This window comes from Flavipsychrobacter stenotrophus (genome assembly GCF_002954265.1).
Lineage (GTDB): Bacteria > Bacteroidota > Bacteroidia > Chitinophagales > Chitinophagaceae > Flavipsychrobacter > Flavipsychrobacter stenotrophus.
Genome location: NZ_PPSL01000003.1, coordinates 799,123 through 812,096, shown reverse-complemented (window position 1 = coordinate 812,096; position 12,974 = coordinate 799,123). Strand labels below are relative to the sequence as shown.

Below are 12,974 nucleotides of genomic sequence, written 5' to 3'. Positions count from 1 at the left end.
GTAACAACTCACAACTAACCATTATTTATTAACCTGCAAATTTAAAACCAGTATGATACACTTCGAAATTCCAAAAAATCAATCGTCTATTATTAAAGTGATCGGTGTTGGCGGCGGCGGAAGCAATGCTGTCAATTACATGTATAGCCTCGGTATAGAAGGCGTTGACTTTGTTGTGTGCAACACAGACTCACAGGCACTTACCTTGAGCCCTGTAGTAAATAAGGTGCAGCTTGGGCCGCATCTTACAGCAGGTCTTGGTGCAGGTGCCAACCCTGAAATTGGCAAACAATCTTGCGAAGAAAGTTTGGAAGATATAACTAAGATACTGAAGGTAAATACCCGCATGGCATTCATTACAGCCGGCATGGGTGGTGGTACAGGTACAGGTGGCGCACCCGTTGTTGCCAAGATCTGTAAAGACCTCGACATCCTTACTGTAGGTATCGTTACCACTCCATTCACTTACGAAGGTCGTAAGCGTATGAAGCAGGCTCAGGAAGGTATTGAGCGCATGCGCGAGCATGTTGATACAGTACTGATCATCTCTAACGATAAGCTGCGCCAGCAGTTCGGCAACCTGCCGTTCACACAGGCGTTCGCTAAGGCCGATGATATCCTGGCTACTGCTGCTAAGTGTATCACTGATGTGATCACTACAACTGGTTCTATGAACGTTGACTTTGCAGACGTTTGCACAGTTATGAAGAATGGCGGTGTAGCTATCCTGGGTAGCGCATCAGTATCTGGCGAAAACCGCGCATTACACGCGGTTGAGCAGGCATTGAACTCTCCATTGCTGAATGATAGCGATATCAGCGGCGCTAAGTGGTTGCTGTTGAACATCACTTCAGCTTCAGGCGAATTTGAGCACACAATGGATGAAGCTGAAGCTATACAGGCTTATGTACAGCAGCAGGCGGGCGACAATTGCGATGTTATCCTGGGTATGGGTCACGACCCTAACCTGCATGACAAGATCGCTGTTACAGTTATCGCTACAGGTTTCAATTACAAGGAGATCAACATTGATATGCCTTCAAGAAACCGTGAACCTGAAAAGATCAGCTTCAAACTTGAAGACATCAACACTATAACTAACAACGCACCTATCAACTTCGAAACTCGCGTTGAAGAAAGGCAGCCTATCGACATGACCCCTACATTGGTTGAGGTTAGCGAAGAGCCCGCTATGCAGTTCTTCATCAAGGAAGAAGTGGTTGTTGAAGAAGTAGCTCCGGTTGTTGAAATGACCATTGCTCCTGAACCAATTCCTGAACCAACTCCTGTATTCTTCTACGAAGAAAGAAAGGAAGAAGAAGTACCAATGCGTTTGGTGATCAAGAAAGAAGAACCAGTTGAAGATGTTATCATCAAGCGTGGTGAGCGTATCCTGACTGCTGACGAGATCGAAGAGCAGAGAAGGTTCGAAGAGCAGAAGAGAGCATTGGAAGATCGTGCAGAGCGCCTGCGCCGCATGAGCTTCAACATCAAGGGCACTGAAAGCACAGACGAAATAGAAAGCGTTCCTGCTTACATGCGCAAGAATGTTCAGCTCGACAACAGCTCATCATCATCTACCCAGTACAGCGGCTACACTGTAGGCCACGACAATAAAGGCAACATCAACACCATCAACACATTCCTTGATGGCAACAAGCCTGATTGATATTCTAAATAAATAAGATCCCTCAGAAAGCCTCCGTTCTCTAACGGAGGCTTTTCTTTTAGAAGCACACCACGTTTAGTGCTGAGCGTAGACTCTGTCTACGCTCGAGCGGTCGCCGGTCTCCCGACCTGCACATCGGGCCCACTCACTTTGGGACGTCCCCCAACATGTACGTAGAGACGCAAGATTTTGCGTCTCCACTCAACATGAGGCGCTAAGCCCACCTAAACCTCCTGTCGCGAGAGTTAGCCCCGATTATTTCGGGGCTCTCGTGACGACATGATTTAACGGGTCTCTGACCCGAACATCGGGCCGGTTCTCTTTAAAACGCCCAATCGGTCAAAGCGTCCCTCCTACAAAACCACACCAGCCCACCCTTTATCCCCATTTCATAATCAGTTAACCATACTTACCTCTTACTTCGTTATTTTTACACCCGCATACCCCTTTATTTATGCTTCAGAAGCTTGTCATTAACAATTACGCTATTATAGATCATCTGGCCATAGAACCCGATGGTCACCTCAATACGGTTACGGGTGAAACCGGCGCCGGAAAAAGTATCATATTAGGCGCTCTATCCCTCATTTTGGGCGAGCGTGCCGATAGCAGTGTGCTCATCAACAAGTCTGAAAAATCGGTAATAGAAGGCTATTTCAATGTAAGTGACAATGCACCCTTTAAAAAGGCATTGGCAGCCGCCGATCTTGATTATGAAGACCAGTGTATCATTCGCCGCGAAATAGCCGTTAGCGGCAAATCAAGGGCCTTTGTCAATGACACACCGGTAACCTTAACTATACTCAATGACCTTACTTCCCTGTTGGTAGACCTACACCAGCAGTTCGATCACCAGGCATTGGAAGATGGCAATTTCCAGATGGAGTCTTTGGATGCTATTGCAGGAACAACAAACACCGCTACTGCATACAGAGAGATCTACAACAAACACAAGAAAGTAAAGCGCGAGCTGAACGAAAACCTTGGCCGCCAGGCACAATGGCAAAAGGAATCAGACTATAAACAATACCTGCTCGATGAACTCATACAGGCATCCTTCAAGCCAGACGAAGTAGAGAATGCCTCACTACAGCTCAAACAAATGAGTCACTCAGAGCGCATCATACAGATACTCGATGGCGCACGTACCCTACTCGAAGACGGCGAACAACCCTTCCTCAATGAACTGAAGCGCATCAACCAGCAACTATTGGGCATCACCGATATTATGCCTTCTGTAAAGCCTTTGCAGGAACGCATTACATCGGCATGGGCAGAACTGAAAGATATTGCAGGCGAACTGGAGAGTGAAGCCGGACATATCTCTTTAGATCCTGCGGCTATGGATGAACTGCAGCAAAAAGTGGACGTCGGCTATAAGCTGATGAAGAAACACGCGGTGAACACCACCGCCGAACTTCTTGCATTGCAAGCCTCCCTCGAAGAAGAACTGAAAGCAACACTCGACATTTCCAATGCAATAGGCCGACTTACAACCGAAGAAGAACTACTATTCAAAGAGCTACAAACGAAGGGCACAACCCTATCTGATCAACGCAAGAAAGCCATTCCCGCATTCGTGAAGAAGATGAATGAACTGCTGGCATTGGTGGGCATGCCTAATGCCCGTTTCGAGGTGAAGATAGAGACCATACAACCCACTCCATACGGCACAGACAGTGTACAGTTTATGCTCGATGCTAATAAGAGCGGATCATTCCTGACATTGCAGAAAGCCGCATCGGGTGGTGAAATGAGCCGCATCATGCTATGCATCAAATCACTTACCGCAAAGGCGCTGCACATGCCTACGCTTATATTCGACGAAGTAGACACCGGTATCTCAGGGGAAGCTGCAAGACAGGTAGGCCTGCTACTACGCGACCTCTCTCAATACCACCAGGTCATCTGTATCACGCACCAGCCGCAGGTAGCAGCCCGTGGATCAAGACACTTCTATGTTTATAAAGAAGCCGACAAAACCGGCCGTCTCGCAACCAACATCCGCACCCTTGAGCAAAGTGAACGCGTATTGGCCATAGCACGCATGATAGGTGGCGAACAACCAAGTACAGCAGCCATTAATAATGCAAAGGAGTTGGTAGAAGCCTAGACCGTCAATTACGTAAGGAAAATCATCGCCTGTTGTCGGTCTCTGACCGACAACCATCCGGCCGGTTCTCTTTGAGACCTGAAAGTTGGCCACTCTCCTGTCGCGAGAGTTAGCGCAGCGCTCTCGTGACGAATAGTTTAACGGGTCTCTGACCCGAACATCTGATCGGTTCTCTTTGAGACCCAACGACATAACTACTTACTCCCCTCCACAACCTTCTTCTCCCTTGCCGGCTTAGTATAATATGCCGTAACCAGCAGTCCATTGTTATACTGGTAAACCTGTTTGCCGCCAACCAATGCGCCTTGCTGTACAGTCTGATTAAGGTAGCCTGCGTCCACTCTGAAGTTCTTGTTGAACTGGTAACCGGCCAAGATACCTATACGGTTCTGGTCAAAAATGTTCTGGTTCACATTAGAACCGAAGCCTACAAACAACTCATCAAACGCGGCCAGATACCATGTCTTATCTTCCAGCTTTTTATTGTTCAATGGATAGGTAACACGCAGCTGGTAGCGCACACGGTTCAGGTAGTTAGATCCATCAACATCGTATGCCGCGGCCTTCTGGTTTACCTTGCCCACAAGGCGTTGCTCTAATCTCAGCCTGTGATTGATCATCAATCGTCCATGACTATTGTCGTTCCAAACCAACTGCTCAAATATGCGGTGCTCTGGAATAGTGTATGGCCCTGCAGGATAGTCTCCATAAGGATAAGTGATCACATATGCATAACCACCTAACACCGACACTCCGTTCTTGAAATGATACTGAACACCGCCCCTGGCCAGCGATTGCTGCCAACTCTGAAACACTCCTTCCCGCCTCCACTGATATTCTAATGCCAGCGAAACCTTTTTAGAAAGATATATTGTATTCTGACTCGACAGCCAGCTTATGGTATTATCATCATGCAGACGCTGTGCACCGGCATTTGATGTTGTAAATAAAAGAGCAGCAAATAACGTGTAAAATAGATTTTTCATTCTTCTTGTTTTCATGAGGCAATGTATGCGGTAAAAAGGAAAATGCCGGAAGATGCTTACCTAAGCTGTCTCCCGGCATCTATATCTATTAGTTTAAACTTCTGAAGTCAACTGGCACCAGCTTACTTACGCCGGGCTCCTGCATGGTCACACCATAGATCACATCTACCGATGCCATGGTCTGCTTGTTGTGCGTAACAATGATGAACTGCGAGTTGTCTGAGAACTTGCGGATCATCTGCGTGAACTTGCCCACATTGGCATCATCCAGCGGCGCATCAACTTCATCCAGTATGCAGAATGGTGCAGGCTTAATGAGGTATATGGCAAACAGGAAGGCTGTAGACGTCAACGTCTTTTCTCCGCCCGAAAGCTGAGTCAGCGTACTTGGCTTCTTACCCTTAGGCTGCGCATATATTTCTATGTTGCTATCCGCTACATTGTCAGGATCCGTAAGGCGAAGATCGCAGCTATCTTCAGGGGTGAAGAGTGCCTTAAACACCGTTACAAAGTTCTCACGCACCAGGTCAAAGGTTTCGCGGAACTTAGTATTGGCGGTATTCTCCACTTCTTCAATGGTAGACAGTAACGACTCCTTGGCATTCACCAGGTCATTGCGCTGCTCCACTATAAAGTCGTGGCGCACCTTCATTTCAGTGTAAGCTTCTATTGCAGTAGGGTTTACTTCACCCATATTATCCAGGCGCTTTTTCATGCGCTCAGTTTCTGCTGTCAGCTCTTCTATGGTCTGCAGTCCTGTTCTTGGTTCGCTCAGAATATCATCCAGCTTCACCTTGAATTCTATGGCCAGCCTTTCACTCATACCCGCTACCTGCAGCTTCATGGTGGCCAGCTTATCCTTTATGGTCTGCAGCAATAGTTCTGCCTGTTCCTTCTCACGGCGCTTCTGGTTCAGCTGGCTTTCCTGCCCACTTATGCCATTACGCATAGTATAGTAATCCCTGTCCTTTTCGTTCAGTACTTTCTCTTCTGTTTCCTTGCGCACCAGCAGGTCGTACAGTTCATTGTCGCCTACATGCAGTGTTTGCTCTGTTTCTTCCAGCTGAGTATTGATCTGCTGCAGCTGCTCGCTGTTGCTGCTTATCTGCTTCTTCAGGTCGCTCAGCTGATTGTTGCGGAACTGTAGTTCCTGCTTCAGCCCTTCCAGCTTACTCTGCTGGCGGGTAGATGCTATGTTATGCTGATTGTATTGAGCACTGGCTTCATTAAATACAGTTTCCACCGCGCGGAATTCCGCATCAGCTTCTGTAATATTCTGTTGCAGTCCCTGCAGCTCAGCGGTGATATCGGCAAGCATGTTGCGGGTATCCTGTACACTATCTTGTGTATCTTCCAGTTGGCCCTGCAGGTCTTCCAGTCGCTTCTCGCCGGTCTGGTTCAGGTGCTCAAAGTTCTCTATCCTGTTCTTCAGATTCACCAGGTGATTCTGAAGTCGGTTGATCTCTTGCTTAGCCTGCTCTATCGCCTTATCATTCAGTTCGCTATTGAAACCGGTGATGAGTGCTTGTGTATCAGCAATATATTGCTTCAACTCAGCAGTCGTGTTCTTCAGGTCTTCTATCTCCTGTGCCAGCCTTTCCAGGTTCTTGGCACGGCCTATTTTATTTCCTTCAAACAGTCCTACAGATCCGCCGCCCAATGTATACTTACCCCGCACCATCTTACCACTCTTGTCTACCAGCACAGTACCCTGTTGCAGGTCTGCGCCCGGTATCTCATCGGCGTTCTCGGCTATGTATACATGGCCAAGCAATCTCTTTGCCAGTTCAGCATATTGATCATCAACAGTCACCACACTCAGTGCAGGTACTGCATTCACAGGCACCTGGCTATTGGTATCGTTATACGCACCCAGGTGGTCGAGTATAAAGAAATTGGCCTTACCCTTCTTATTGGTCTCCAATAATGATAATGCCTTAGCCGCTTCATTGGTATTGGCTACCAGGTAGTAGTTAAGGTAGTTATCCAATACATTTTCCAGTGCGGTACGATATTCGTTTTTCACCACAAATACATCACTCAGCAATGGCGCTGTATTATCCCACTCCTTGTTTTTCTTTAAGAATTTGATACTATCCGGATACCCCTCAAGGCTTTCTACAAGCGACTTCAAGAGGTCATGCTCATTGCGGCGGCTATCCAGTTTACGATTCTCGTCTACCAGCTTGGCGCGGTAGGTTTCCATCTGCGCCTGGCTTTCCAGTATCTTGGTTTTTACCTGCTCATGTTTATCTACCAGGTCCTGCAGCTCTTCCTGCTTGTCTTCCAGTTTTTCCTGTGTATCTTTTTGTTCTGTACCCAGCTGACTTATCTGTGTGCCGCGCTGTGTCTTTTCTTCCTGCACCTGCTGTATGCTGCGCTGCAGGTTCATCACAGATGTATCTGCAATGGCTACTTTCTTTTCAGCATCAAACTGGCTGCGCTGGCGTTGTTGAAAATCGCTGCGCATCTGCTCCAATATCTTCTTCTTCTCATCAAATGTTTTGCGGCTTTCATCTACAGTTAACCGTAGCGTTTCCAGCTCTGCGCGCATCTTTTCCAGTATCTCCGTCTCTTCTTTTATCTGTTCTTCCGAGAATTCTATCGACTCTTCCAGCTTCTGCGATTGTCCACCTGCACCCGATAAGAAATCACGTAGATTCTTCTCTCTTTCCTTCAAATGCTCAAAGCGCTGTGCGGCCAGTTTTTTATCACTTTCCAATTGGCGGATGCGGTTAGCCAGTTCGTTGAACTGCTTTTGTAAGCCATTCAATTCCTGCTCCTTCTCAATTAGCTTTACCTTCTGCTGCTCTACCGAAGCCTCTTCTGTAGCCACTATAGCTTCCAGCTGAGTCTTACGATCGGTCTCGCCATCGTGCTGCTCGTTAAGCGTTTTATATTGTTCGTTGAAATGTTCTAATGATGCCTTAGCCAGCTCTACGCTTACTTCTTTGTATTCCCCCTTTACAGCAAAGTAACGTTCGGCCTTTCTTGCCTGGCTTTCCAGTGTACGCAGGTTATTGCTGATCTCGAACAGCAGATCTTCAATACGAGATATATCCTGCTCCGTAGCATCCAGCTTTTGCTTGGCTTCCTTCTTACGGGTCTTGTATATAGATATACCCGCGGCCTGCTCCAGCATACGCCTGCGCGATCCTTCCTTGTCCTTGATGATATCATCTACCATGCCCAACTCTATGATAGCGTATGAGTCATTGCTCACACCGGTATCAAGGAACAGGTTGTGGATATCTTTCAAACGGCACGATACATCGTTCAGGCGATATTCGCTTTCGCCGTTCTTATAAAATTTGCGGGTGATGGTTACTGTGGTAAACTCCGTGGGCAACAGGTTACGCGTATTCTCAAATGTGAGCGATACCTCTGCCATGCCCGAAGCGGTACGCGTACGCGATCCGTTGAAGATCAGATCCTCCAGGTTATCCGAACGGAGCGCCTTGATCTTATGCTCACCAATGACCCAGCGTATGGCATCTACGATATTCGATTTACCGCAACCATTCGGGCCAACAATACCGGTAATGGGATTGTCGAGTATGATGTGGGTCTTATCGGCAAAAGATTTGAACCCTTTTATTTCCAGCGACTTTAACTTCAAAATATAAGAATTTAGGGGATTGCAAACGAAACCTCTAGCTGCAAGGCATAAACAAGTAATGTTTATTTACATGCATTATATAGAGCAAGGTAAAAGTAAAGCAAATTTTGTGAAAGGAGGTGCAGGCAACAAATTTTGTATGAACAATATCGTTTTGTCCCAAACAGTCAATTTGAAATAAATCAAAATATAACTTAAGTTAAACAAACTACAATTCAGATTAATTAAGAAAGACGATACGCTACATGTTATGACCCCGTTAGGTGGTCACCGCTTTGTAGCAACCATACATCCTCTTCTCATTTGCGATCCGTAGGTTCGCAGCCAATCGTACGCCTATTTGTATATGATATCTTTTGTGTAAAAACTGGAGCAATTTTTCAAAAAATCTTTCAACTTCAAATAACCCCTCCCAACCCATTGATTACCCAAACATTACATGAAGATGTCCACATTTTTGTGAATATCTTTATTTTATCAGGTCATTTTCCCGCATTAATTTGCACTCGATTTTACAATCTGGCATCCTGATTTTAAGTTTACACTGAGCTTGTCGAAGTGAAGGATGCCCGCTCTTTGACATTATGGACCCTATCAAAACATATTTATCCCGCATGTAGGGGCTGAACATCTTCAGCCCTGCAACAACCAACACGTAAACCTATTTAAGGACGAAGCCTAAGTGGTAAAGACGCATAATTGCGTCTCCAGAGCGACCAAATTGTAAACCCATTTAGCGACGCGGCAGGAACGAGGCAGTGGAAATAAAGTAGAAGTGATGTAGAAAAAAGTGGAAGAAAGTGGAAGTTTTATGAAATTTGTTAAAACACCCTACAATCCTTACCCATAGCACAATACAACCTAAACCACCTAAATAAAACTTCCGTAAACAAGAAAAAATTGCCACATTTAGGAACGAGAACGTAGAGACGCATAATTGCGTCTCCACAGCGACCGGGCTAGAAAATGTAGCCGTAAACAATCACAGAAATTATCTAACCAACATGTAAAGCAATTTCGGGACGAGGCAAACAAAAAAAGTAGCAGCATGTGGCAGAAAGTGGCAGTTTTCGGCAATTTGTTAAAACGCTGAAAACCCTTACCCACAAAGCAATACAGTAAAACACGCATCAAAAAAATGCCACTTTTACGAAAAAGTGCCACTTTTCATTTCCGCCAAAAGTAACACCCCATTCGCCGCTGTTGCGTCTTCTGACCAACAGCCATCGGGCGGGCTCTCTTTGAGATGCAGCAAGCACCCGCTCTCCACCCTCATTTGGTCGGGCACAATCGGGCATACCCAAAAATCACAACCACATGAAAAACAAACCATTACACCAAATCAATGCCCGATTCAAATTTTATTTCCATCGGGCATTACCCAAAAAACGCCCGTTGTCGGTCTCCGACCGACGACACATCCGGACGTATTCGTTTTGGAAATTATAACCACTCAGATTACTAGCGCATCTCAAAGAGAACCGGCCGCATGGTCGTCGGTTTGAGACCGACAACAGGCAAACAACAGCGGCAAAAAATCGGGCACAATCGGGCATACCCAAAAATCACAACCTAATGAATAACAACCAATTACACCAAATCGATGCCCGATTCAAATTTTATTTCCATCGGGCATTACCCAAAAAACGCCCGTTGTCGGTCTCTGACCGACGACACATCCGGACGTATTCGTTTTGGAAATTATAACCACTCAGATTACTAGCGCATCTCAAAGAGAACCGGCCGCATGGTCGTCGGTCAGAGACCGACAACAGGCAAACAACAGCGGCAAAAAATCGGGCACAATCGGGCATACCAAAAAATCACAACCTAATGAATAACAAACAATTACACCAAACCAATGCCCGATTCAAATTTCATTTCCATCGGGCATTGCGTGATATATATCACAGCAAAAAAGGCCGGACAACAGCCCGGCCTTCATAAATAAATTCAGTTGATATTAGTAGATCACCACCCTGCAGCGGGCTACGTTCTTTTCGTTTCTTACTTCGCAGATATAGGTACCGGCTATAAGATTATGGGTAGACACTTTAAGCGACCCCGCATTATCAAAACGGGTATCGTCCTGGTAAAGAGTGCGGCCATCAGTAGAAATGAGCCTTACGGTTACCTGCTGGTTGAATAGGTTTGTTTTGCCTGTAGTTACTGCAAATGTTCCCCTGTTAGGATTTGGAGTTACTGTAATAGCATCCGCAACATACGGCACTACAGAAATACCTACCGGGTGCTCATTCTTAGCCGACTTCCACATACCACGACCATAGGTAAACGCCCATATCTCGTTAGATGTATAGTTGATGGCCAGGTCCTGTACCTCTACTGAAGGCAGGTTGGTATTGTACAATGCCCAGTCGGTCATGGTATTATCCATATAATATACCGCTACGTCGGTGCCTATATATTTAGTACCTGAGAAAGAGTCAATAACGATACAGTTTACCGGCAGATTAGGCAAAGTACCCGAACGTAATGTCCATGAGCTGGTAGCACGGTTGTAAGAGGCAACCCTTGCACCACCATAGCCGCTGAGCGTTACCCACAATATATCCCTGTTCTTAGGCTCTACCGCCATGCGCGAGATCGTGTTACCAAACAGGCTTGTTGTTATATTACTCCATGTTGTGCCATAATCGGGAGAAAAATGAATAGTGTTATCATCTACCAGGGCGTAGATATAATTGCCATCGGTAGGACACATTTCAATGAGGTTGACATTGTTGCTGGTGCTGAACTGCGGAGAAATAGCCACCCACGATGCCCCCTGGTCTGCCGAAGCGAAAATCTTCTCAATACCCACAAGCAGGTTGACACTTACCAAAGGATGAATGATATAGGGGGTTATCCAATTGCCCGTGCCGGTGGTTGGTATAGCACCGCTAATATTTGAATAACTGGCACCACCATCTACCGTGCGGTTGATACTACCATTCTGACTGGCAGTATACCAGGTGGTAGTGGGGTTTTCGTAGTCAATACGGCATTGCATCCCGTCACCACCTGTCAGATCGCTGGAGATACCGTTGTTCACCATTTTAGTGCCATTATCCTGTGCGCCACCTATACCCCATGGCACACCATTAGCAACAGCACCACGGTAAAACTGTGTGATACCCATGCCATTGGTAATGTTGGTCCAGATACCGGTAAGCGGATCGAGTGTGTTATAGATACCACCATCGCAACCCTGGTATAAGATACCATCGCGTGGATTGTAGGCGAGGAAGTGTTTGTCGGCATGAACCGTTTGCACACCGGGCACGCCAGCATACCATTGTGTTACCAGCTGCCATGTAAGACCACCATCGGCGGAGTAGTAATTATTAACGCCACCTATAGTTACTTTATTAGCGTTAGCAGGATCGATAGCAATGCACAGGTCGTACCACCCCTGGCCGCCACAAGCAGTAGTTGGCAGCCCAAGGTCGTAGCCGAGAATATTTTTAGAGCAAGCAGCATCATCTTCATAAAGAGGGGTAAAAGACGCGCCGCTGTTAGTAGAACCATAAACGCCCAACAAACCGGAGCCGGAGCTTTCTGAAGCCAAAGCCATTACCAGATTAGGAGACGCAGGTGAAACTGCAAGACGAATACGGTTGGCACCAGACAAAGCTGAAACCGTGGTCCAGGTTATTCCGCTGTTTGTAGAGCGCATTACCTGACAAGAAGAACCGTTATTTGTTGTTGCGTATATTATAGAAGTATCTGTAGGATGATAAAGTACCTGCCTGAAATCGCCGGAACGGACATTGGTCCAGGTTGTACCACCGTTGCGGGTAACATAGATACCTACATTGGTAGCTAATACGAGCATACTGGTATCATGGGCATTCATCACCATCGACCGTGCATTATTATTGGCAGTCGGTGTCCACAGCAAGCCTGTGTTATTCCAGGTTATACCACCATCTTTAGTCTTTACCACACCCATGCTGTAGTTATCACCAGCATCAGCATCGCCGGTAGCCACATAGATAGTATTAGGGTTGGCGTAGTTGAAAACAATGTCAGAAACACCTAGCGTGGGTAAATTACTATACAAGGGAGCCCATGTGTGGCCTGCATCTGCTGTCTTCCAGGTACCACCACCTGAAGAGCCTGCTAATACTACATTGGGATTTGTAGGGTGAAATGCAATGGCATTAATGCGACCAAGACCTGAGTAGCCACCCGGGGTGGAATCAGGACCCTGGAATACCCAGTTGGCGGGCGATGCAGTAGTACGTGCCGCTATCTTTTTATTGAGCTTATCCTGGTATTTTGTCCACTCGGTGTATGTCTTCACAGGAGAGATCATATACCCATTCTCATCGAGATGTTGCTTCTGATACCATACCCAGCGGTTAAAAAGGTAGTTCATACCCTCCTTCTCTGCCTTATTATCCTCGTGCTTTTCACGCGCTTCTTCTTCTTCCTCCTCTTTATAACCGGCACTCTGTTTATACTTGTCTATTACATCCTGCAGTTTTACAGGGCCATTATTAAAACCTGCCATCCAAGGCTGTGCATTGACTGCAGAAACAGAGAGCAAAAGTGATAGGGCAACTAACAATTTTTTCATATCAG

At 46.4% G+C, this 12,974-nt stretch carries 5 protein-coding genes; 2 read left to right on the top strand and 3 right to left on the bottom strand.

Annotated elements, in window-relative coordinates:
* The first annotated feature begins 52 nt into the window (after nucleotides 1-52).
* Entirely contained in the window at nucleotides 53-1,669 is a 1,617-nt protein-coding gene (ftsZ, locus tag CJD36_RS13430; protein ID WP_105039693.1) for a cell division protein FtsZ, read from the top strand.
* Nucleotides 1,670-2,123: 454 nt separating this feature from the next.
* Nucleotides 2,124-3,782 (top strand): DNA repair protein RecN, encoded by a 1,659-nt coding sequence (recN, locus tag CJD36_RS13425; protein ID WP_105039692.1) that lies wholly within the window; start codon nucleotides 2,124-2,126, stop codon nucleotides 3,780-3,782.
* Nucleotides 3,783-3,976: 194 nt separating this feature from the next.
* Here recN and CJD36_RS13420 read toward each other — a convergent pair whose 3' ends face one another.
* The 3 genes from CJD36_RS13420 to CJD36_RS13410 all read right to left on the bottom strand — a co-directional run bounded on the left by CJD36_RS13420 (nucleotide 3,977) and on the right by CJD36_RS13410 (nucleotide 12,969).
* On the bottom strand, nucleotides 3,977-4,768 hold the full coding sequence (locus CJD36_RS13420) for a DUF2490 domain-containing protein (protein WP_161499310.1): 792 nt from the start codon (nucleotides 4,766-4,768) through the stop codon (nucleotides 3,977-3,979).
* Nucleotides 4,769-4,856: 88 nt separating this feature from the next.
* Entirely contained in the window at nucleotides 4,857-8,387 is a 3,531-nt protein-coding gene (gene smc / locus CJD36_RS13415) for a chromosome segregation protein SMC (protein WP_105039690.1), read from the bottom strand.
* Between the two features lie 1,963 nt (nucleotides 8,388-10,350).
* Nucleotides 10,351-12,969, bottom strand: coding sequence for a T9SS type A sorting domain-containing protein (locus CJD36_RS13410; RefSeq protein ID WP_105039689.1), 2,619 nt, complete (start codon nucleotides 12,967-12,969; stop codon nucleotides 10,351-10,353).
* Nucleotides 12,970-12,974: the final 5 nt, after the last annotated feature.